The organism is Erythrobacter sp. BLCC-B19 (assembly GCF_028621955.1).
In the GTDB taxonomy this organism is placed as follows: Bacteria; Pseudomonadota; Alphaproteobacteria; order Sphingomonadales; family Sphingomonadaceae; genus Erythrobacter.
In genome coordinates this window covers 2,941,646-2,963,319 of sequence record NZ_CP117516.1, presented here as the reverse complement: position 1 = coordinate 2,963,319, position 21,674 = coordinate 2,941,646, and the positions used below count along the sequence as shown (strand labels likewise).

Genomic DNA, 21,674 nt, shown 5'->3' with positions numbered 1-21,674 from the left:
ATTACTCGCCGTTCTCGTGCGCCTTGACCGGCTTCCAGGTCACCACGCGGTAGACATAGAACAGCACGCCTGCGAGCACGAAGGCGACAACCCCATAACCCGCCAGCTTCTCGAACCGTTCGACCAGCGGAGCAGCGGTCTGACCGCCGAAGATCAGGACTGCGTTCCACACGCCCGAACCAAGCGCCGTGAACAGGCAGAAGCGCCACAGCTTCATGTGCGCGAGCCCCGCCGGCAGCGAGACAATGGTGCGCAGGATCGGCGAGAAGCGCAGCAGGAACACGATCCCGTCACCATATTTGCGGAAGATGTCGCGCGCCTTGGTGAACTCGTCCCATTCGAAGGTCAGCCAGCGGCCCCAGCGGTCGATGATGCGCTTCAACTGCTCCTCGCTCCAGCGCACCCCGATCCAGTACCAGAACAGGTTGCCGAAGACCGTGCCGAGCGTGGCGACGATCCACACCGCCCAGAAGGTCATCTCCCCCTTGGCCACCAGCAATCCGGCGCCGCCCATGATCACTTCGGACGGGATCGGCGGGAAAATGTTTTCGGCCGCCATCAGCAGGAAGATGCCGAGATAGCCGCCCTTGTTGAGCAGTTCGAGGAGGAAGTCGGTCATGGTGCCCGGTCAGTTGGAGGGTCGGGAGGTCAGGCCTGAGCGTGGCGTTCGACCCCGCGCTCGGCAAGGCGGCGTTCGATCGCATCCCAGATCATGCCCGCCGTATCAGTCTGGTTGAAGCGGTCAATCGCAACGATGCCCGTGGGCGAGGTGACGTTGATCTCGGTGAGCCATTGGCCGCCGATGACGTCAATGCCAACAAAGGTGAGGCCAAGGCGTTTCAGATCCGGGCCGAGTGCCGCGCAAATCTCCTGTTCGCGCGCGGTCAGCTCGGTTGGCTGCGCCGATCCCCCCATCGCAAGGTTGCTGCGAAACTCGCCCTCGCCCGGCACGCGGTTGATCGCGCCGGCGACTGCGCCATCGATCAGCACGATGCGCTTGTCGCCCTTGGCGACTTCAGGGAGGAAGGGCTGCACCATGTGCGGCTCGGGCCAGGTCTGGTTGAAGACCTCGAACAGAGCGGTCAGGTTCTCGCCGTTCTCGCCGATGCGGAAGATCGCCTTTCCGCCATTGCCATGGATCGGCTTGACCACGATCGCGCCGTGCTTGGCCATGAAGCGCCGCACTTCGTCCACGCTGCGCGTCACGAGCGTCGGCGGCATGAAGCGGCGGTAGTTAAGCACCATCACCTTTTCAGGGCTGTTGCGGACATTGGCCGGGTCATTGACCACCAGCGTCTCGTGCCCGATCCGTTCGAGCAGGTGGGTCGCGGTGATATAGCCCATGTGGAACGGCGGATCCTGCCGCATCAGCACGACATCGACATCCCTGCCGAGATCGAGCCGCACCTGTTCGCCGCGGGTGAAGTGATCGCCCTCGACCCGCTGCACCGTCACCGGGAAGGCATGGGCGAAGAGGCGGTCATCCTCGTCGAGCGTCAGGCTTTCGACGTGATATTCGTAGACCGTATAGCCCCGCGCCTGCGCGGCCAGCATCAGCGCGAAGGAACTGTCGCCAGCGATCTTGATGGTGTCGATGGGGTCCATCTGGACGGCGATGCGCAAGGTCATTCATCAGGCTCCGTTGGGATCAGCCGAAAGGCATCCAGGCGTTTTCGATGTGGGTGGGCTTGCTGCCGGGTGCAAGCAGGATGACGTCGATGCGGATGTCCTCGCCTTGGGTGGCATAGTCCTGCCACACCATTTCGACCGCCGCCGCAACGCGGGCGAGACGGCGCTCGTCGATCGCATCGCCAAGCTGTGCGGCCCGCGCCCGCCACTTGACTTCGACAAAGGCGATGAGGCCGGGCTTGCGGGCGATGAGATCGATTTCGCCTGCCTTGGTCTTCACCCGCTCGGCGACAATCCGCCATCCGGCTTGGGCGAGGAACATCGCAGCCTCCGCCTCGCCCTCACGCCCGCGCTGGTCGGCGTCGCGGCGCTGGTCTGGCGTGCGCGGGTTCATTCGACCTTCAGCTCCAGCGCGCGGGCGTAGAGCGTAGCGCGATCAATCCCGGTTGTCTTGGCGACGATCCCCGCCGCCTTGCCCGGCCCCGCATCGGCGAGCGCGGCGCGCAGCAGCGCGTCGGCATCAAGCACCGGCGCCTCGTCCTCACCCGGCGGACCGATCAGCAGCACGATCTCGCCCTTGGGGGGATGCGCGGCGTAATGCGCGGCCAGCATCGCGGCGGTGCCGGTGCGACATTCCTCGTGGAGCTTGGTCAATTCCCGCGCGACCGCGATCTCGCGGGTCGGCCACAGGTCGGCAATCGCCAGCAATGACCGCTCCAGACGCGGCGCCGTTTCGTAGAACACCAGCGTCGCTGCGACCTCCGCCAGCCCTTCGAGCGCCTCGGTTCGTGCCTTGTCCTTGACCGGCAGGAAGCCTGCAAACAGGAAGCGGTCGGACGGCAGACCCGCCATCGCCAGCGCGGAGATGGCAGCGCACGGGCCGGGGATGCTCGTCACCGTCACGCCGGCTGCGCGCGCCTCGCGCACCAGACGATAGCCCGGATCGGAGATCAGCGGCGTGCCCGCATCCGACACCAGCACAACCGGCGCCTGCCTCGCCTCGTCGATCACCCGCGCGCGCACATCAGGCGGCGCGTGATCGTCAAGCCGCTGGAGGCGCGCCTTGATTCCGTAATGTTTCAACAGCTTGCCGGTTACCCGCGTATCCTCGCAGGCGATCAGCGCCGCTCCGCTCAGCACGGCCAGCGCGCGCAGGGTGATGTCGCCGAGATTGCCAATCGGGGTCGCAACGATATACAGCCCGGGTACGGGTTCCCACGTGGGAAGGGATGGCAGTTCGATGGGTTTCACAGCCAAACCCATGGAGCACGACTGAGGGGTCGGCAAGAATGAAGCTTTGGCAAGGTGCGAATTGGGCCACTTGGCTCGTGGCTGCGGCGCGCGGCTTGCGGTCTCGCCATCTGGCGGTCGCGGGCGCGGCGCTGCTGACCGGGGCGTGCGCCGTGATCCCCAAGAGCGATGCGCCCACCGCTGCCCCGCCCCCTGCCCCCGCGCCTGAGCCTTCGGCGACCGCGCTGCCGACCGATACCGGCCGCCACCGCATCGCGCTGCTGGTGCCGCTGTCGGGCGACACCGCGCCGGTGGGGCAAGCCATTGCCAATGCCACCACCATGGCGCTGCTCGATACCGGGGCGGATAACCTGCGGATCACCACCTATGATACCACCGAGGGGGTCAGCACCGCGGCCAAGAAGGCGATTGCCGATGGCAACAAGCTGATCCTCGGGCCGCTCAGCGCTGATGCCGTTCCCGCCGTGCAAGCCGCCGCGCGGCCTGCGGGGGTGCCGGTGATCGCCTTTGCCAACGACGCGAGCGTCGCTGCTGCCGATGTCTTCGTGATCGGCCATCTGCCCGAACAGTCGATCCGCCGCTCCGTCGCCTTTGCCCGCAGCCGCGGTGCGGCGCGCTTTGCCGTGCTGACGCCCGAGGGTGACTATGGCAGCCGCGCTGTCGTCTCGCTCGAGAATGCGTTGCGTGACTATGGCGGATCGCTCGTTCGGCGCGAAGGCTATGCCCGCGGCAATACCTCGATCGTCAGCGCGGCCGCCCGGCTGCGCGCGGCCGGCGGGTTCGATACCGTGCTGATCGCCGACAGCGCCCGGCTCGGGATCGACGCGGCCAGCGAGCTCAACAAGTCCGCCCGCAATCGCACCCGCATCCTCGGCACCGAATTGTGGAGCGGCGAAGCCTCGCTCGCCCGCACCCCGGCGCTGGAAGGGGCGCTGTTCTCGGCGGTGTCCGACCAGCGCTATCGCCGCTTTGCCGACAGCTACGCCGCCCGTTTCGGCGCCCAGCCTTACCGGGTGGCAACGCTCGGCTATGACGCCGTGCTGCTGACCTTGCGGGTCGCGCGCGACTGGAAGGTCGGCACGCCCTTTCCCAAGAAGGAGCTCTACGACAAGGGCGGCTTTCTCGGCGTCGATGGCGCATTCCGCTTTGCGCCCAACGGGGTGGTCGAGCGTGCGCTGGAAGTGCGCGAGATCAAGGGCGGCGAGGTAACGGCGGTTGACCCGGCGCCGACCGGCTTCGGGAAGTGAGTATAATCGCGGGGGATGGCTTGAGGCAGACGCGCGCGGCCCTATAACCGGGCGCATGGCCGACCCCACCCCCGACGATCTCTTCGCCAACACCCCCACCTCCAGCGGCGATTACAACGCCTCTGCCATCGAGGTGCTGGAAGGGCTGGAGCCCGTCCGCCGCCGCCCCGGTATGTATATCGGCGGGACGGATGATCGCGCCTATCACCACCTCGCCGCCGAAGTGCTCGACAATGCCATGGACGAGGCGGTCGCAGGCCACGCCACGCGGATCGAGGTGCGGCTCGACGAAGGCAACCGGTTGAGCATCGCCGACAACGGGCGCGGGATTCCGGTCGACGAACACCCCAAGTTCCCGGGCAAGTCGACCCTTGAAGTGATCCTTTCAACCTTGCACTCGGGCGGCAAGTTCTCCGGCAAGGCCTATGCCACCAGTGGCGGCTTGCACGGGGTCGGCATAAGCGTGGTCAATGCCCTGTCGGTGCATACCCGCGTCGAAGTGGCGCGCGAGAAGCAGCTCTATGCGCAGGAATTCGCACGCGGAGTGACGCTGGGAGCGATCCAGAACCTTGGCCCTACCCCCAACCGGCGCGGCACCACGGTCAGCTTTACCCCCGATCCCGAAATCTTCGGCGATCGCAGCTTCAACCCAAAGCGCTTGTTCAAGCTCGCGCGGTCGAAGGCCTATCTGTTTGCCGGCGTGGAAATCCGCTGGAAATGCGCCCCCTCGCTCGCCAGCGAGGATGTGCCGGCCGAGGCGGTGTTCAAGTTCCCCGGCGGCCTTGCCGATCACCTCGCCGAACAGGTGGGAAGCCGCGAATGCGTGACCGCGCAGCCTTTTGCCGGATCGCAGGACTTCCCCGTCATTGATGGCGTCGGGCAAGGCCGGGTCGAATGGGCGCTGGCCTGGCCGCTCTATTCGGACGGCTCGACCTCCTGGTACTGCAACACCGTGCCGACCCCCGATGGCGGCACCCACGAACAGGGTCTGCGCACGGCCCTGACGCGCGGCCTCAGGGCGTTCGGAGAGCTGGTCGGCGCGAAAAAGGCCAAGGACATCACCGCCGATGACGTGATGACCGGCTGCGAGGTGATGCTCTCGGTCTTCATCCGCGATCCGCAGTTCCAGTCCCAGACCAAGGATCGCCTGACCTCGCCCGAGGCTGCGCGTCTGGTCGAGAACGCGGTGCGCGACCATTTCGACCACTTCCTCACCGACAATATGGAGCGCGGGAAGGCGCTGCTCGGCGAAGTGATGGAGCGCATGGACGAGCGCCTCAAGCGCAAGGCCGAGCGCGAGATCAAGCGCAAGACCGCGACCAACGCCAAGAAGCTGCGCCTGCCCGGCAAGCTTACCGATTGCTCTGGCGAAGGCGGGCGCGAGACCGAGCTGTTCATCGTCGAAGGCGACAGCGCAGGCGGCAGTGCCAAGCAGGCGCGTGACCGCAAGAGCCAGGCGATCCTCCCGATCCGCGGCAAGATCCTCAACGTCGCATCCGCCACCGCCGACAAGATCCGCGCCAACAGCGAAATCGCCGACCTGATCCTCGCCATGGGCTGCGGCACGCGCAAGGACTGCATCGCCGACAATCTGCGCTACGATCGGATCATCATCATGACCGACGCGGATGTTGACGGCGCGCATATCGCCACGCTCTTGATGACCTTCTTCTTTCAGGAAATGCCCGACATCGTCCGGCGCGGGCACCTGTTCCTTGCCCAGCCTCCGCTCTACCGGCTGACCGCAGGCAAGGAGAGCCGCTACGCCCGTGATGACGCGCACCGGGCCGAACTTGAAGCGACGGTGTTCAAGGGCAAGAAGGTCGAGGTCGCCCGCTTCAAGGGCCTTGGCGAGATGAACCCGCAGCAATTGCGCGAAACCACCATGGCCCCTGAAACGCGCGGCCTTATCCGCATCACGCTGCCGGCGGAATACGAACAGCGCGCCAGCGTCGCGCGCCTCGTTGACGAGCTGATGGGCCGCAACCCCGAACACCGCTTCAACTTCATCCAGAACCGCGCGGGCGAGGTGGACCGCGACCTGATCGACGCCTGAGGCCTTGCATCTGCGCCTCGGCAGAAAAATCGCGCCCGCTTTGTAAGAACCCCGCGCCGATGGCGACTAAGGGGGCATGACCGAAGCGATCGAACATCTCTATGCCGAGGCCGGGCGGCAATTCGCCCCCGCGCTGTCGCGTCTCGCCCGCTCGGTCGAGCGTGATCGGGACAAGGCGCGCGATCTCGAACAGGAAATGCACTGCGCGCTGTGGACCAGCCTCGCGCGGTTTGCGGGGCAGTGCAGTCTCAAGACCTGGGTTTACCGTGTCGCCCACAACGTCGCCGCCGATCACGTCGCGCGGGCGGCGCGTGGGCCGAAGCGCGTTCCGCTGGAAGAGATCGAGGCTCTGCCCTCGCCCGGCAACATCGAAGCCGAGGCGGGCGAGGCGCTGGTGCTGGCGCAGGTTGCCGCGCTGATCCGTCGTCTGCCGCCAGTGGATATGCAGGTGATCGTGCTGTGGCTCGAAGGCGAAAGTGCCGCCGCGATTGCCGAGATCACCGGGCTGTCCGCAGGCGCGGTCAATGTCCGCGTGCACCGCATCAAGGCGCTGCTGGCGAGCCATTTCCAGCGCCCCGAAACAGGAGATACCCCATGACCACCCCTCCGCTGCCCCAGTGGTGCGACACAGCCCCCGATGCCGCCTTTACCGTCCCTGCCGAATGTTCGCGGCGGGCAGACCGGTTCGCCCGCCGGGTCCGGATCCGCAACGGGATCGAATATGCCGCCGGGGCGCTGGTGATCGTCCTGTTCGGCGCCGCGTCGGTCGGTGCCGCGATCAAGGGCGAAGGGCTGATCGCCTTGTCGCTGGCGCTGATCGTCGGCGGCACGCTGGTGATCCTGCGCAACCTCGCGCGCCGCGCCGGGAATGTCGAACGCCTGCCGGAAGAGCCCTGCCTTGCGCACCTGCGCCGCCAATATGCGCGGCAATACGCGGCACTGCGCGCGGTTCCTGTGTGGTATGTCGGACCGCTGATCCCCGGCTGCGCGCTGCTCTATGCAAGCGTGGCCGCAGGCGTGGCCGAGGTCGCAGGCTGGCGCACGGCCCTGTCGGGCATCGCCGGGCCCGCCGCGATCACCTTCGGCATCTTCGCCGCGATTGCGCTGCTCAACCTGCTGGCCGCGCGCGGGCTGAAGCGCCAGCTCGATGCGCTCGATGCGCTGGCGTGATCGAGGAAATCGGCTAGTTTCCCGGACCATAACTGCTGGAGGATTGCCATGCCCCGCCTCTTGGTGCTTGCTTTGCTGGCTGTGCTGGCGCTGACGCCGCCGCCGCAGGCTTTCGCCCAGCCCGCGCCCGAGGCCCCAGCCGCCGCCCGCACCGCGCTGGAGACCCGCGCCGATCAGGTGGTGGCGCTGCTCAATGCCAGTGTCGAACCCGCCGACATCTTCACCGACGGTTTCCGCGCCGCTGTCGCCGACGATCAGATCCGCGCGCTCTCGGCCAGCTTCACCGCACAGTTCGGGCGGGCGGTGGAGGTGGCGCTGCTCAATCCCCGCGACGGCACCCGCGCCGCGCTCGAAATCCGGTTCGAGCGCGGGCTGGCCAAGGGCGGGCTGGCGATTTCGCCGTCCGAGGACAACCGCATCAACGAATTGCGCTTCACCTCGATCGACGCCGTTGCCGTGGCAGGCGACACCCCCGCCGCCATCGCTGCCGACCTTGCGGCCCTGCCCGGCGAGGTGAACGCATTGTTCGCCCCGCTTGGCGGCACGTCCGTGATCAGCCGCAATGCCGACACGCGCCTCGCGCTGGGATCGACCTTCAAACTCTACGTCCTGGCCGCGCTCGCCGAGGATGTGAAGGCGGGGCGGCGCAAGTGGACTGACGTCGTGCCGCTGACAGAAAAGAGCTACCCCAGCGGACAGCTCCAGAACTGGCCCGAGGGGTCGCCGGTGACGCTACACACCCTCGCCAGCCTGATGATCTCGATCAGCGACAACACCGCGACCGACCAGCTGATCGCGGTGCTGGGCAAACCGCGCATCCTCAAGCTGATGAAGGACAGCGGTCACAGCGATCCGGGGGCGAACGATCCGTTCCTGACGACCAAACAGCTATTCATCCTCAAGGCCAGCGATGCCCCGACCATTGCCGATTGGCGAAGTGGCGATCCGCGCAAGCAAAACGCCATCGAAGTCGTGCAAGCGGCGGAAGCAGACCCATCTCTCGACACAATCAACGCCGCCTTCGCCAATGGCCCCAAGGCGCTCGACATCGAATGGTTCGCCTCGCCCGCCGATCTGGCCAAGCTCTTCGCCTATATGCGCAAGACCGCCGATCCCAAGGTGTTCGACATCATGGCGATCAACCCCTCCGCGACTGACGCGATAAAGGCCAATTGGCGCTATATCGGCTATAAAGGCGGCAGCGAGCCCGGCGTGCTCAACCTCACCTGGCTGCTCACCGACAAGCAGGGCCGCGACTGGGTGCTGACGCTGGGCTGGAACAATGCGGCGGCGGTGGTGGACGAAGGCAAGCTCGAAGCGATTGCCCAGCGCATCCTCCTCCTGCCTCGCTGATTTGCCAGCCCCCTCCCCCTTGCGCACCGGCCTGCGCCCCCTTATCGCTGGCCGCCGAAAAATCAGTCTCACAGGAAAACCCATGGCAGAGCAGCAGCGTTTCGAAGGCACCAAGTCCTATATTGCGACCGAAGACCTCAAGGTCGCGGTCAATGCCGCCGTCACCCTGCGCCGCCCGCTGCTGGTCAAGGGCGAGCCCGGCACCGGCAAGACCGTGCTGGCGCATGAAATCTCGAAGGCCTTGGGCGCTCCGCTGATCGAGTGGAACATCAAGTCGACCACCAAGGCCCAGCAAGGCCTCTATGAATATGATGCGGTCGCCCGCCTGCGCGATGGCCAGCTCGGCGAAGAGCGCGTCCACGACATCCGCAACTACATCAAGAAGGGCAAGCTGTGGGAAGCCTTCACCTCGCCCCAGTTGCCCGTCCTGCTGATCGACGAGATCGACAAGGCCGACATCGAGTTCCCGAACGACCTGCTGCAGGAACTCGATCGCATGAGCTTCGACGTTTATGAAACGCAGGAGCGGATCGAGGCCAAGGAGCGCCCGATCGTCGTCATCACCTCGAACAACGAGAAGGAACTGCCCGACGCCTTCCTGCGCCGGTGTTTCTTCCACTACATCATGTTCCCCGACCGCGAGACGATGCAGGACATCATCGACGTCCACTTCCCCGGCATCCAGAAGACGCTGGTGAAGAAGGCGATGGATATCTTCTACGACCTGCGCGAAGTGCCGGGCCTCAAGAAGAAGCCCTCGACCAGCGAGCTGCTCGACTGGCTCAAGCTGCTGCTGAACGAGGATATGCCGCTCGACGTGCTGCAGAACAGCAACCCGGCCAGCGCCATCCCGCCGCTCCACGGCGCGCTGCTCAAGAACGAGCAGGACATCATGCTGTTCGAACGCCTCGCCTTCATGGCCCGGCGGAATCCGAGCTGATTTGGCCGAGCTGAGACGCAGCGGGTGAAGCTGGGCGATCATCGGCTGACGCTGCTGCTGTTCGGCCTGACGCTCGCCATTCTTGGCGTGATGCAGGGGTTCTTCCCGGCTGAACTGGCGATCCCACTTCCCGGCAGCACGATCCGTCCGGTCTTGCTGCTGGAATTCGCCAACACGCCCGACCACCTGCGCCACATTTTCGGCGAGGCCGGTGACCCGCTGCGCGCAGCTCGGATTGAGGGCATGACCACCGGCAATCGGCTCGATTACCTGCTGATGCCGGCCTACGGTCTGCTGACGCTGAGCTTCTTCGCCGGCATCGCGCGGGAGACCGGGCGCGCCTATTGGTGGGCCTTGGGATGGATGGGGGTGCTCGCCGCGCTTGCCGATGCAGTCGAAAATGCCATCATGTTCGGCATTGTCGACAACTTCGCCGCCGGGTCTGATGCGGTTGGCGCAATGGCGATCCTGCCCCTTCCGGTGTGGACCAAGTTCGGTCTGCTGGCGGCCAGTTGCGGCGGGGCGGCATGGGCGTTCATCGTGCTGCGCCGCTATGTGCTGGCAGCCCTGTCCCTTCCGGCGGCACTGCTGTTCGTGCCGGGCTTCCTCGATCCCTTCGGATTTGCGCCGACCTCGACATCGCTGATCGGGCTCGGCTGGATGGCCATGGCGGCCCACGCGGCGAGTAGGCTCTACCGCCCTGTCAGCTGAAGATTGCGTGACATCAGCGCTTGTTACCCCGCCCCGCATCGGATAGCCCTTTCATCACATTGATGAGGGGGATCACATCATGAATCAGCCTGCCTATCCGAAGTCGCCCATTGCTGCCGGCCTGCTGGCCCTGTTTCTGGGCACGCTCGGTATTCACAAGTTCTACCTTGGCTATACCAAGGAAGGCGTCATTCTGCTGGTGGGCACGTTCCTCAGCTATCTGTTCACGCTGGTTCTGATCGGGATCATCCCGCTGATGATCATCGGTGTGGTGTGCCTGATCGAGGCGATCCTCTACCTCACCAAGTCCGAGGCGGACTTCAACGCCATCTATGTGCAGGGGCACAAGCCCTGGTTCTGATCTGACGGGCGCATCGTCGCGCGGGTCTGCTCTTGCCTGATGAACGCGATGATCTATGATCGCGGGCATCAGGGGAGCGGGATCATCATGGCCAAATTCAGACACTTCGTTGCATCGGTCGGACTTCTGGCCGGGCTTGGCGCGCCGCTTGGGGCGCAGGACAATTCCGCGCCTCCGGCCCCGCCTCCGCCCGTGCCGATGGAGCGCGCGGTGCCGACCTGGAGCCATGATCGCAGCGGCCTGACCCTGCCCGGAACGCTGGCAGGCTTCCAGCGCACCGGCAGCAAGCAGTTCGATCAGGACGGCTACAATATCGGGATCAACTTCCGCGACAATGCCTCGGGAAGCTGGGCCGATCTCTTCATTTACCGCGCTGCCCCTGCCTCGGTTGCCGTCTGGGGCGACCGCGCGGCGGCGGGGATGTTCGCCAATCCGATGCTCGGCGAAGTCGATCTCGCCACGATCAAGGTCGCGCGCTTCACGCCCCCCAATGGGGCCGGCGACAACAGCGGCCTCAGGATCGTCACGCCGGTGAAGAACGATCTCAGCGCCAGCGGTCTTGCGATCTATCTCCATGATGGCTGGCTGGTGAAGCTGCGGATGAGCTCGCGCACGATGGATGTGGCGGCGATGGAAGCGCGCATGAGCGAATTCGTCGCCGCGCTCACCCTGCCCGCCGCCACCCAGCCCGCCCCGCCTTTTGCCGAGATCGCCAATTGCGCCGCGCCGATGAAGCCGGGCAAGAAGGCCAAGATGATAGAGCTGGACATGACCAGCACGATCATCTTCGGCGGGCTGCTGGGGGTTGAACTTGGCAAGCAGGACGACGAAGCCCCGGCCCAAGCCGCCGCGCCCGAGGTGCCGTTCTGCCGCGACCCGGCCTCGGTCCCGCAATATGGCATCTATCGCCGCGGCGACGCCGTTGAAGGCTATCTGATCGCCTTCGGAGACACCGGCACGAGCCTGACGGTCGCCCCTTATGATCTCGGGCCGCTGATGAAGCCGTCGCGCGGGTTCACCGTGCGTCAGTCGGACGGGGTGACCGAGCAGGTCTATCCGCCCTTTGCCGCTCTCCCCTCGCCCGAACAGGCCATGGGCCTGCCCGGCAAGGTCGGGGTGGTGTTTTCAGCCGGGTTGATGCCCGGAGGCAAAGGCCCGACCATCAACGTCCAGGCCGAATAGCCTCTCAGTCGAAGCTGTAGGCCAGCTCGAAATCACCCCAGCGCTTGCCGCCGATCACCAGCGGGACATAGACGTTGCGCACCACATAGTAGCTCTCGCCGTCGCCTTCCTGGCGATAGACCGCCATCATGTAGGGCGCCGTCGAGACCTTGGCCTTGCGGTCCACCGCTTCGAGCATGATGCGCCCGTTGCGGCAGAACTGGGTGTCGTGGTTGATGTCACCCGTGGGGGTGCGGCTGCGTTCGGTGAGATGGGTCGGCAGGAAGCCGTTCATGTCGGTGCAGGCCGCGGCCAGCACACGGCTGTCACCAGCCTTGGCCCGGTCAAGGAACGGCCGCCACTCGGCATGAGCCCAATCGGTCAGGCGGGTGCGGAACAGCTGCGGGTTGGTGCCGGGGATCGGCTGGTAATCAGTATCGAACAGCGCCGCCATGCTGATCGCGCCCTTGGCAAGCGCGGCCTCGGTATGCTGGCTGAGTTCCTGCATCATCGCCTGTGCCTGCGCCACCATCGCGCTGTCCTCGGGCGAGAGGCCGGCGTGGACAATGCGGTCGAACATTTCCGAGGCGGTGATCTCCAGCTCTTCCATCTTGCGATGTGCGCCGTGGAGCCGGTCTTCATTGACCCGTGAGGCCGCGTCATAGCTGGTCAGCACGCGCTGCACCTTGTCGACATGGCCGCTGATCGTGCCGGTCGAACGGGCGATGACGTCGTTCTGCTTGTCGACCTCCTCGACCAGCGCGCCGACATTGGCGAGGCTGCTCTCGATCCGCGCGACGCTCGCCCGGGCCTCACCGCTGGCCTTGGCGCCGGCCTCGATCCGCCCGATCACCACTTCCGCCTCGCCGCCGAGCGCGTCGATGGTCGCGGCGATTTCCTCGGTCGCCTTGCGGGTGTCGCTGGCAAGGCTCTTCACTTCGGCCGCGACCACCGCGAAGGTGCGGCCCGCGTCCCCTGCCCGCATCGCCTCGATCGTGGCGTTCAGTGCGAGGATGTTTGTTGTCTCGGCGATATTGTCGATGTCCTGCGCCGAGCGGCGCACCTGTTCCATGGCCGCCGAAAAGCTGGTGACGTGCTGGCCGAGGGTGTCGACCAGTTCGATCAGCGAGGCAATCTGGCCGAGCGAGGACTGGATCAGCGCCGTGCCTTCATTCAGCCGCTCGATCGCGCGTTCGGACAAGAGGCGCGCCTCGTCGGAGGCTTCGGCCACCTTGGTCTGATCGGCTTCCAGCGCGCGCACTGTCTCTGATAGCGCCTCGTGCTCAGACCGCAGCGCCTTGGACGATGCGATCACCGCTTCGACCACGCCGGCCACATCGGTGCACCCCACGGTCACCGCGCCGCAGCTCTCTGGAATCATCCCCAGCGCATGGGCATTGGCGGTATCGATGGCGAGGCTGTTCATGTGCGGTTCGCGGCCCTGTTGTGTCTGCGGGCGCACCCTAGGCGGGGGATGGTAAGTTAAGGGTTAAACTTTGGCTTTTTCCCCTCGCAAGAATGGGGGCTGGTCAGGCCCGCGCACGCGGGTTAAGCGTGGCCCATGTTCTTCAATTTCGTCGACGAGCTGCGGGCCGCCGGAATCGGTGCCTCGTTCAAGGAGCACCTCACGCTGCTGGAGGCGCTCGACAAGGACGTCATCGAGCAGACGCCCGAGGCGTTCTACTACCTCTCCCGCGCCACCTTTGTGAAGGATGAAGGCCTGCTCGACCGGTTCGATCAGGTGTTCCAGAAGGTCTTCAAGGGGATCATGACCGATTACGGCCAGAACCCCGTCGACATCCCCGAAGACTGGCTCAAGGCCGTCGCCGAGAAGTTCCTGAACCCTGAGGAGATGGAGAAGATCAAGTCGCTGGGCGACTGGGACGAGATCATGGAGACGCTCAAGAAGCGGCTCGAAGAACAGGAAAAGCGCCACCAGGGCGGCAACAAGTGGGTCGGCACCGGGGGCACCAGCCCTTTCGGCAACTCCGGCTACAACCCCGAAGGCGTGCGCATCGGCGGCGAGGCCCGCCACGGCAAGGCGATCAAGGTCTGGGAAAAGCGCGAGTTCAAGAACCTCGACAACACCAAGGAGCTTGGCACCCGCAACATCAAGATGGCCTTGCGCCGCCTGCGCCGTTTCGCCCGCGAGGGCGCGGCGGACGAGCTCGACATTCAGGGCACCATCGACGGCACGGCCAAGCAGGGCTGGCTCGACATCAAGATGCGGCCTGAACGGCGCAATGCCGTCAAACTGCTGCTGTTCCTTGATGTCGGCGGGTCGATGGATCCCTTCATCAAGCTGGTCGAGGAGCTGTTCAGCGCCGCCACGGCGGAGTTCAAGAACCTCGAATTCTTCTACTTCCACAACTGCCTCTACGAAGGCGTGTGGAAGGACAACAAGCGCCGCTGGCAGGAACGCACCAAGACCTGGGACGTGCTCCACAAATACGGGCACGACTACAAGATCGTGTTCGTGGGCGACGCGGCGATGAGCCCCTACGAGATCACCCATCCGGGCGGCAGCGTCGAGCACATGAACGAGGAAGCGGGCGCAGTCTGGCTCCAGCGCGTCGCCAACACCTACCCCGCGACCGTGTGGCTCAACCCGGTGCCGGAAAAGCAGTGGGGCTATTCGCAGTCGACCAAGATGATCAAGCAGCTGGTCAGCGACCGGATGTATCCGCTGACTCTCGAAGGGCTGGATGACGCGATGCGGGAGCTGTCGCGGAAGCACGGAGCTTGAGGCCTTGAGCCTCGCTACACTTGCCCGATCATTCGGCGCGCTGCTGCTGACAATCCTTGTCGCAATGTCCGCGGCTGTCATGGCCAATCCGCCCGCACCCGATGCCGCGCCAGTGATCGTCTATATCGAGACCGATCCCTGGGCGATGGTGATCGGGTCGGATTCCCCGCGATTTGTCCTCTATGACGACGGGACGGTGATCTATCGGTCCGATGCGGGTTATCGGGCGGCGACCCTTCCAGCGGCCGACAGCGCCGCGTTGGCCGCAAAGGTGAACCTCGCCGGGATCAAGGACTACACTGACTATACCAGTGCCACGGATCAGCCTTCGTCCATCATCATCGACTTCCGCGATCAGCTGGCGGTGGTGGCCTATGGCGCGACATCACGGCATCGCACGCGGGGCGGAGCCAGTGACAAGCTTCTGGGCATGATTACCCTGCTGCGCGAATACCAGAACCCCAATGCCGAGGCATGGGAGCCGGAGGCGATCGAGGTGATGATCTGGCCCTACGAGTATGCGCCAGAGGCTTCGATCATCTGGCCTGCCGAGTGGCCGGGGCTCGATCATCCGGCGACGGTCAAGCGCGGTGACAGCTACAGCCTGTTCATCCCGATCCGCGACAAGGATGCGCTGCTGGCTTTCCTGCAAACCCGAATGGCGCGCGGGGCGGTCGAAATCGGGGGCAAGAAATGGGCCGTGAGCTTGCGGACACCGCTGCCCCAAGAGGCGCACTGGATGGGGGCGCCTGATGATGGTTCTGGCCCGGATGAGTAGGAAGGCCGTTTGAGCACGCCTTCAGGCCCGGCTTCCGCCCGCCACACCCGCTTCGAGGCGGTCCGCGTCAGGCTGGAAGCGTTCGATCCCGGCACGGGCTGGCGGCTGTGGCTGTATGAATTTCTGCTGTTCGGCTTCAAGCAGGGCTGGGCCTGCCTGTTCGGCGGCTTGCTGCTGGCGCTCTTGCTGGGAACTCACCTGTTCTACCCCGACAGTGCGCCGCTCCACCGTTATGACTTCCTGACGCTCGCCGCCATCGCCATTCAGGCCGGGATGCTCGCCTTCCGGCTTGAAACATGGCGCGAGGCGCGGGTGATCCTGATCTTCCACGTCGTCGGCACGGTGATGGAGCTGTTCAAGACGCAGGCCGGATCATGGATTTACCCTGAAGCGAGCGTGCTCCACATCGGCGCGGTGCCGCTGTTCTCGGGGTTCATGTATGCCGCCGTCGGCAGCTACATCGCGCGGGTGTGGCGGATCTTCGACTTCCGCTTCACCGCCTATCCGCCCGCTTGGATGACCTGGGCGCTGGCGGCGGCGATCTACGTCAACTTCTTCACCCACCATTACGTGTGGGACATCCGCTGGGGGCTGTTTGCCGCCACGGCAGCGATCTTCTGGCGCACCCGCGTCCACTTCAGGAACTGGCGGGTGCATCGCTGGATGCCGCTGCTGGTCGGCTTCGGCCTTGTGGCGCTGTTCATCTGGTTCGCCGAGAACATCGGCACCTTCGCGCAGGCCTGGAGCTATCCGGGGCAGGAGCAGGAATGGCGCATGGTCAGCCTCGCCAAATATGGCAGCTGGTATCTGCTGATGCTGATCAGCTTCGTGCTGGTGACGCTGGTGCAGCCCGTGCGCGCGCCGGATTAGTCCTTCTGGTCCAGCTCGCGGTCAAGGTGCAGGCTGCACCGCCAGAAGAAGAACGCCGGCACCAGTCCCAGCACCGCGGCACCATAGAGCACATAGCGCACCGATTCCGCCCCGTAGGTGGGCTCCAGCACATCCGACAGCACCCCGAAGAACAGCGGCCCCAGCCCAAGGCCGATGAGGTTCTGGAAGAACAGCAGCGCGGCGGCCGCAATCGCCCGTGCGCGGATCGGGACAAGGCCTTGCGCCGCCGAATAGCACGGCCCGTAATAGAGCGAGTTGAACACCTGCGGCAGGAAGATCAGCACCAGCGCCAGCGGCCAGTTCGGTGCGTGATAGGCGGCAATGGCGAGCGGTATGGCCAGCGCCATGCCCACCGCAGGGGCGGTCAGCACATGGCGGCGGTTCGTCGCGCCGTAGCGGTCCGCGAGGTAGCCGCCCAGCCAGGTGCCGAGGATGCCCCCCACCCCGCCGATGATCCCGAACCACAGTCCGGTCTGCCCCGCCGTCAGCTCATGGGTGCGCTGGAAGAAGATCGTGGTCCAGGTGGTCTTGCCATAGGACAGGAACGCCGCGCCCGATCCGGCGCATACCAGCAGGATGTAGGCGCGCGATCCCATCACCTCGGCCAGCGCCTGCCGCAAGGGGAGCGCGGGTGCAGCGGCCTTGGCCTGGAGGATTGCCGCAGCGTCAGAGCGGCGCGGGTCTTTGAGCACGAACCACACCACCAGAGCCAGCGTGACGCCGGGAAGCCCCACCACCACGAAGGCCTCGCGCCATCCGAGATAGTCGGCCAGCAAGCCGCCGATCACCATGCCGAGCAGCGAGCCGATCGGGATGCCGAGCGAATAGAACGCCAGCGCCGATGCGCGCTTGTCGGGCGGCACCATGTCGCTGATCAGCGAATGGGCAGGCGGCGTGCAACCTGCCTCGCCCACCCCCACCCCGATGCGGGCGAGCAGCAATTGCCAGAAATTCTGCGCCACCCCGCACAGCGCTGTCATCCCCGACCACACCGCCAGCGCCAGGGCGATCAGGCGCGGACGGTGGGTGGTCGGCCGGTCGGCCAGCCTTGCGATGGGGATGCCGAGGACGGTGTAGAACAGGGCGAAGGCGAGCCCCGTCATCAGCCCGATCTGGGTGTCGCTGAGGTCAAGATCGCGGGCGATCGGCTCGGCCAGAATGTTGACGATCTGGCGGTCGATGAAATTGAAGACATAGACCGTCAGCAGCAACCACAAGGTCAGCCTGACCGGTTGCGCCGCAGATGCGCCGGGGGCGATGCTTGCCATGATGTTCTCTCTCCCATCGGCCGCCCTTTGCTGGCGGTCCGTCGCCTGATCATTCTTGTGTCTGTGTCGGGGCGTTGCGACCCCGAAGGCTCAGATCTGACGTCAGTCAGTAGAGCAGATGCGGTCTGACCGCGGCGACCCACGCGGCCTCGTCATGTGACGCCATGACGTCAAGATCATGCGGGCTCGCCGCCGGATCATCGACCCATTCGCGCAAGGATGGCCCGCCGTTGATGACGTCAATCGCCAAACGGGTCAGTTCGTATTCGTAAGGGAAGTCACGCCACAGCGGATAATCCGGATAGAGCGTGCGGATCGCCTTGAAGGCCAGCGCCTGAAGCCGCCAGGGGCGGAAGGTAGCGTGATGGTAGAATTCACCTTCTGCGTGAATCATCAGAGCATTGCAGAGCTTTCCTGAGTGCTTGTGGAAGGTCGGTTCAAACCAGCATTCCCGCAATGCAGCGCCCGCAAGCCAGTCCGGCGCAAGCTTCCTCATCACCTTGAGCACCCCGCCCGCATCGACATCGGGCGCGCCGAACAGCACTTCCAGAGGGCGGGTGGTGCCCCGCCCTTCGGACAGCGTCGTGCCTTCAAGCATAACTGTCCCGGCATAGCTGCGCGCCATGTTGAGGTTGGCGGCATTGGGTGAAGGATTGATCCAGATGCGTGACGCCGGCCAGCCAAAGCCGTCAGCCTCGTCCGGACGCCACCCCTCCATCGCCACCACCTTGTAGGCGACGTCGAGACCGAAATGTTCGATGAACCAGTGGCCCATCTCCCCCATAGTGAGGCCGTGGCGCATCGGCATCGGAGCGGCGCCAACGAAGCTCTCCTGCCCCGGCACCAGCAGCGTGCCCTCCACCGGGCGCCCGGCAGGATTGGGGCGATCGAGCACCCAGACTTCCTTGCCCGCCTTGGCCGCTTCCTCCAGCAAATACAGCAGGGTGGTGACGAAGGTATAGATCCGGCAGCCTAGGTCCTGCAGGTCGAACAGGAACACATCGGCGCTCGACATCATCTGACCTGTGGGGCGGCGCACCTCGCCATAAAGCGAGAAGATCGGGATGCCGTAGCGCGGATCCATCTCGTCCGCGGTCTCGACCATGTTGTCCTGCTTGTCACCCTTGAGGCCATGCTGGGGGCCGAAGGCACTGTTGACCTGCACCCCTGCGGCAATCAGCGCATCGAGGCTGTGCGTGAGATCTGACGTCACGCTGGCAGGGTGGGCGACCAGCGCCACACGGCGGCCCTTGAGTTGGCGGAGGAGTTCAGGGTCGGCCAGCAGCCGGTCGATGCCGTTCTTCATGGCCGCAAGGGGTGGCGCAGCCCTTCAGCAAAGGCAATGGCAATTGGGCAGGTTGTGCCTATATCCAGTGGCATGGACAACACCAACGCCCTTATCGCCGCCGCTTGGGCTATCATCCTCGGCGGCGCGGGAGGCGCCCTGACCGAGATCGGGCCGTGGTATCGCCAGCTGCGCAAGCCCCCCTGGCAACCGCCCGACTGGCTGTTCGGCCCGGCTTGGACAGTGATCCTCGGCCTTGCGGGCTGGAGCTTCTACATCGGTTTGACGCAGGCACCCTCGCCCGCCGCGCGCGCCGGGGTGTGCGCGCTGTTCGGCGCCAATTTCGTGCTCCACTTCCTGTGGTCGCCGCTGTTCTTCAAATGGAAGCGTCCCGACTGGGCGCTCGCCGAGAACGTGCTGCTGTGGCTATCGGTGGTGGGCCTGATGGTGGTGCTGCCCCGACTTGCGGGCAACAGTTTCGCAGGCTGGCTCAACGTGCCCTACTTCATCTGGGTCAGCTTTGCCTTCGTTCTCAACTGGAAGATCGTGCAGCTCAACCGTCCCTTCGGGCGCGAAGCTAGCGCTCGATAATCAGCGCGCGGTTGGCTTCGGAGTGGAACTCGGGCTTGCCGGGCGGGAAGGCGAGCGCCCAGTATTGCTTGCCGCCGTCGGCGTGCTCGACAATCGCATTGAGCGCGACCTGCGCGGGATCGGGCAAGTCGGCGGCGATGCTGGCGCGAAGGATCAGGCCGTCCCCGTCATGGGAGCAGGCGATGGCAATGGCATCCACCGGCGCATCTGCCATCCCTTCGCGGAAGGATGTGAAGTCGTAGGCCGCCCATTGGCCCGAGGGCGAAAGGTTGAACTCGCGATAGGCGGTGCCGCCCAGAGGCTGCCAGAAAATCTCGAAGCAGGTCGTCTGCCACAGATTGTCGCGCCGTCCGGGCGTGGCGGCGGGGGGCAGGACAATCGCCGGAATATGCCCGTCGAGCCGAAACTCCGCCGCGCAGCCCTGCGGCGTCGCGGTGACCGAAGCAGCGACGGCGCGGATCGGGCCGAGGTCGCAGGCGACATGGAGCATCAGCGGGTGCATCGCGCCTGTGTGCCGACCCGCAACGGGATCGGCAAGCCACTTCCCGTCGTGGCCCGCGCCTGTTAGGGGCGCACCCCATGAGCACCTATCAGTCCGATCTCCTGCGCCTGCTCGACGAGCGGGGCTACATTCACCAGCTGACCGACGCGGCAGGCCTCGATGCCCTCGCTGCCAAGCAGGTCGTGCCGGGCTATATCGGGTTTGATGCAACCGCGCCGTCCCTGCACATCGGCAGCCTCGTGCAGATCATGATGCTGCGCCGGTTGCAGCAGACCGGGCACAAGCCGATCGTCCTGATGGGCGGCGGCACGACCCGGATCGGCGATCCGACGGGGCGCGACGAGAGCCGCAAGATGCTCACCGACGAGACGATCGAAGCCAACGTCCAGTCGATCTTCACAGTGTTCGACAAGCTGTTGAAATTCGGCGATGGGCCGACCGATGCCGTGATGGTGAACAACCATGATTGGCTGGGCAAGCTGGGCTATATCCAACTGCTCCAGGAAGTCGGCACGCACTTCACCGTCAACCGGATGCTGACCTTTGATTCGGTCAAGCTGCGGCTCGAGCGCGAACAGCCGATGACCTTTCTCGAATTCAATTACATGATCCTGCAAGGATACGATTTCAGGCACTTGTCCAAGGAACTTGATGTTCGCTTGCAGATGGGTGGGTCGGATCAGTGGGGCAATATCGTCAACGGGATCGAACTGGGCCGCCGGATGGACGGGCGCGAGTTGTTCGGGCTTACCACCCCGCTGCTGACCACCGCGAGCGGCGCCAAGATGGGCAAGACCGCGTCGGGTGCAGTCTGGCTCAACGAAGCCCAGCTGCCCGCCTACGACTTCTGGCAATATTGGCGCAATGTCGACGATGCCGATGTGGGCCGCTTCCTGCGCCTGTTCACGGACTTGCCACTCGATGAGATTAATCGCCTCGAAGCCCTTGAAGGTGCTGAGATCAACGCCGCCAAGGTGGTGCTCGCCAATGAAGTGACAAAACTCGTGCGCGGCGAGGATGCCGCGACCCGGGCCGAGGCGACGGCGCGCGAGACCTTTGCCGGAAGCGGCGCCGGCGAAGACCTGCCGACGCTCTCGGTCGGGGCGGACGGGATGCGCCTTGCCGCCCTGCTCACCGCGATCGGCCTCACAGCATCAGGCGGCGAGGCGAAGCGCAAACTGGCGGAGGGCGCGGTCAAGCTGGAGGGCGAGACTGTCACCGACCCTGCGCAACTGGTGTGCCCGGCGGAGGGCCAGACCTTGCGGCTCAGCCTCGGAAAGAAGCGTCACGCGCTGATAACCCGCTAGGTTCGCGTCCGCCTTTACCAATTGTCAGCCTTTCTGCGGCATCCCCGACGGGTAACCCTCAGAGAGGCAAGGATCGCAACGCGTGACGACGGGTGGAGCTAACCTCAGTGTGACCGATATGCGGCGCGCGGCGCGGCATCCGGTCGACTTTCCGGCAATCGTCGAGCACTTCGTCCACGGCGACCTGCACCTGCACGTCTGCAACCTTTCGGCCCATGGCTTCATGGTCGACAATGCCAGCCAGCTCCAGCGCGGCGACCGCATCATCATCCGCCTGCCGGTGGTGGGGCGGATCGAGGCCTATGTGATCTGGACGCGCGACAGCCGGGCGGGATTCCAGTTCGAGCGGATCATCCGACTCGACGATTTCGTGTCGATCATCGACCAGCTCCAGCCCAACCCGCGCCTGCGCCGCCCACGCTGAAGC

The 21,674-nt window shown here is 65.2% G+C and carries 23 protein-coding genes; 15 read left to right on the top strand and 8 right to left on the bottom strand.

Annotated features, from left to right (window positions below):
- Position 1: 1 nt before the first annotated feature.
- From PS060_RS13930 to rsmI, 4 genes are read right to left on the bottom strand one after another with little or no spacing between them, the layout of a single operon-like run.
- The gene (locus tag PS060_RS13930) at positions 2-619 is read right to left on the bottom strand and encodes a DedA family protein (RefSeq protein WP_273983973.1); all 618 of its coding nucleotides are present in this window, start codon (positions 617-619) and stop codon (positions 2-4) included.
- 29 nt (positions 620-648) lie between these two features.
- Positions 649-1,629, bottom strand: a complete 981-nt coding sequence (gshB, locus tag PS060_RS13925; RefSeq protein WP_273983972.1) for a glutathione synthase — start codon at positions 1,627-1,629, stop codon at positions 649-651.
- Positions 1,630-1,648: 19 nt separating this feature from the next.
- Complete coding sequence (locus PS060_RS13920; RefSeq protein WP_273983971.1) at positions 1,649-2,023, bottom strand: YraN family protein; 375 nt, start codon at positions 2,021-2,023, stop codon at positions 1,649-1,651.
- Complete coding sequence (gene rsmI / locus PS060_RS13915) at positions 2,020-2,880, bottom strand: 16S rRNA (cytidine(1402)-2'-O)-methyltransferase (RefSeq protein ID WP_273983970.1); 861 nt, start codon at positions 2,878-2,880, stop codon at positions 2,020-2,022. The genes PS060_RS13920 and rsmI overlap by 4 nt, the downstream gene beginning before the upstream one ends.
- Positions 2,881-2,918: 38 nt before the next feature.
- Here rsmI and PS060_RS13910 point away from each other — a divergent pair, with 38 nt between their 5' ends.
- From PS060_RS13910 to PS060_RS13870, 9 genes are all read left to right on the top strand, one after another.
- Entirely contained in the window at positions 2,919-4,127 is a 1,209-nt protein-coding gene (locus PS060_RS13910; protein ID WP_273983968.1) for a penicillin-binding protein activator, read from the top strand.
- Between the two features lie 55 nt (positions 4,128-4,182).
- Positions 4,183-6,183, top strand: coding sequence for a DNA topoisomerase IV subunit B (gene parE / locus PS060_RS13905; protein WP_273983967.1), 2,001 nt, complete (start codon positions 4,183-4,185; stop codon positions 6,181-6,183).
- A 76-nt stretch (positions 6,184-6,259) separates the two neighbouring features.
- On the top strand, positions 6,260-6,781 hold the full coding sequence (locus PS060_RS13900) for an RNA polymerase sigma factor (protein WP_273983966.1): 522 nt from the start codon (positions 6,260-6,262) through the stop codon (positions 6,779-6,781).
- Positions 6,778-7,353 (top strand): hypothetical protein, encoded by a 576-nt coding sequence (locus PS060_RS13895; RefSeq protein WP_273983964.1) that lies wholly within the window; start codon positions 6,778-6,780, stop codon positions 7,351-7,353. The genes PS060_RS13900 and PS060_RS13895 overlap by 4 nt, the downstream gene beginning before the upstream one ends.
- A 48-nt stretch (positions 7,354-7,401) precedes the next feature.
- Positions 7,402-8,706 carry a serine hydrolase gene (locus tag PS060_RS13890; protein WP_273983962.1) on the top strand — a complete coding sequence of 435 codons (1,305 nt, stop codon included), beginning with the start codon at positions 7,402-7,404 and terminating at the stop codon, positions 8,704-8,706.
- An 82-nt stretch (positions 8,707-8,788) separates the two neighbouring features.
- Entirely contained in the window at positions 8,789-9,646 is an 858-nt protein-coding gene (locus PS060_RS13885; protein ID WP_273983960.1) for an AAA family ATPase, read from the top strand.
- 24 nt (positions 9,647-9,670) lie between these two features.
- Positions 9,671-10,357 carry a hypothetical protein gene (locus PS060_RS13880; protein WP_273983959.1) on the top strand — a complete coding sequence of 229 codons (687 nt, stop codon included), beginning with the start codon at positions 9,671-9,673 and terminating at the stop codon, positions 10,355-10,357.
- Between the two features lie 79 nt (positions 10,358-10,436).
- Positions 10,437-10,718, top strand: a complete 282-nt coding sequence (locus PS060_RS13875; protein ID WP_273983958.1) for a TM2 domain-containing protein — start codon at positions 10,437-10,439, stop codon at positions 10,716-10,718.
- A 39-nt stretch (positions 10,719-10,757) separates the two neighbouring features.
- Positions 10,758-11,900 (top strand): hypothetical protein, encoded by a 1,143-nt coding sequence (locus PS060_RS13870; protein WP_273983957.1) that lies wholly within the window; start codon positions 10,758-10,760, stop codon positions 11,898-11,900.
- A gap of 4 nt (positions 11,901-11,904) precedes the next feature.
- On the opposite strand, the gene PS060_RS13865 is transcribed toward PS060_RS13870, so the two are convergent.
- Positions 11,905-13,305 (bottom strand): methyl-accepting chemotaxis protein, encoded by a 1,401-nt coding sequence (locus PS060_RS13865; RefSeq protein ID WP_273983956.1) that lies wholly within the window; start codon positions 13,303-13,305, stop codon positions 11,905-11,907.
- A gap of 135 nt (positions 13,306-13,440) precedes the next feature.
- Between PS060_RS13865 and PS060_RS13860 the strand changes: the two genes are divergently transcribed.
- Genes PS060_RS13860 through PS060_RS13850 form a run of 3 tightly spaced genes read left to right on the top strand, consistent with a single transcriptional unit; the run spans position 13,441 to position 16,273 of the window.
- Entirely contained in the window at positions 13,441-14,625 is a 1,185-nt protein-coding gene (locus tag PS060_RS13860; RefSeq protein ID WP_273983954.1) for a vWA domain-containing protein, read from the top strand.
- Positions 14,626-14,629: 4 nt separating this feature from the next.
- Complete coding sequence (locus PS060_RS13855; RefSeq protein WP_273983953.1) at positions 14,630-15,403, top strand: hypothetical protein; 774 nt, start codon at positions 14,630-14,632, stop codon at positions 15,401-15,403.
- Positions 15,404-15,412: 9 nt separating this feature from the next.
- A complete protein-coding gene (locus PS060_RS13850) occupies positions 15,413-16,273 on the top strand; it encodes a DUF817 domain-containing protein (RefSeq protein ID WP_273983951.1) in 861 nt (286 codons plus the stop codon).
- Here PS060_RS13850 and PS060_RS13845 read toward each other — a convergent pair.
- Complete coding sequence (locus PS060_RS13845; protein WP_273983950.1) at positions 16,270-17,562, bottom strand: spinster family MFS transporter; 1,293 nt, start codon at positions 17,560-17,562, stop codon at positions 16,270-16,272. The two genes, PS060_RS13850 and PS060_RS13845, sit on opposite strands and share 4 nt — an antisense overlap.
- Before the next feature lie 106 nt (positions 17,563-17,668).
- Positions 17,669-18,868 carry an exo-beta-N-acetylmuramidase NamZ family protein gene (locus PS060_RS13840; RefSeq protein ID WP_273983949.1) on the bottom strand — a complete coding sequence of 400 codons (1,200 nt, stop codon included), beginning with the start codon at positions 18,866-18,868 and terminating at the stop codon, positions 17,669-17,671.
- A gap of 72 nt (positions 18,869-18,940) precedes the next feature.
- On the opposite strand from PS060_RS13840, the gene PS060_RS13835 reads away from it, so the two are divergent.
- Positions 18,941-19,438, top strand: a complete 498-nt coding sequence (locus PS060_RS13835; RefSeq protein WP_273983948.1) for a TspO/MBR family protein — start codon at positions 18,941-18,943, stop codon at positions 19,436-19,438.
- Here PS060_RS13835 and PS060_RS13830 read toward each other — a convergent pair.
- Entirely contained in the window at positions 19,425-19,940 is a 516-nt protein-coding gene (locus PS060_RS13830) for a DOMON-like domain-containing protein (RefSeq protein WP_273983947.1), read from the bottom strand. The two genes, PS060_RS13835 and PS060_RS13830, sit on opposite strands and share 14 nt — an antisense overlap.
- Before the next feature lie 77 nt (positions 19,941-20,017).
- On the opposite strand from PS060_RS13830, the gene tyrS reads away from it, so the two are divergent.
- Both tyrS and PS060_RS13820 read left to right on the top strand, forming a co-directional pair.
- The gene (gene tyrS, locus PS060_RS13825) at positions 20,018-21,247 is read left to right on the top strand and encodes a tyrosine--tRNA ligase (protein ID WP_273983946.1); all 1,230 of its coding nucleotides are present in this window, start codon (positions 20,018-20,020) and stop codon (positions 21,245-21,247) included.
- A gap of 118 nt (positions 21,248-21,365) precedes the next feature.
- Positions 21,366-21,671, top strand: coding sequence for a PilZ domain-containing protein (locus tag PS060_RS13820; RefSeq protein WP_273986924.1), 306 nt, complete (start codon positions 21,366-21,368; stop codon positions 21,669-21,671).
- Positions 21,672-21,674: the final 3 nt, after the last annotated feature.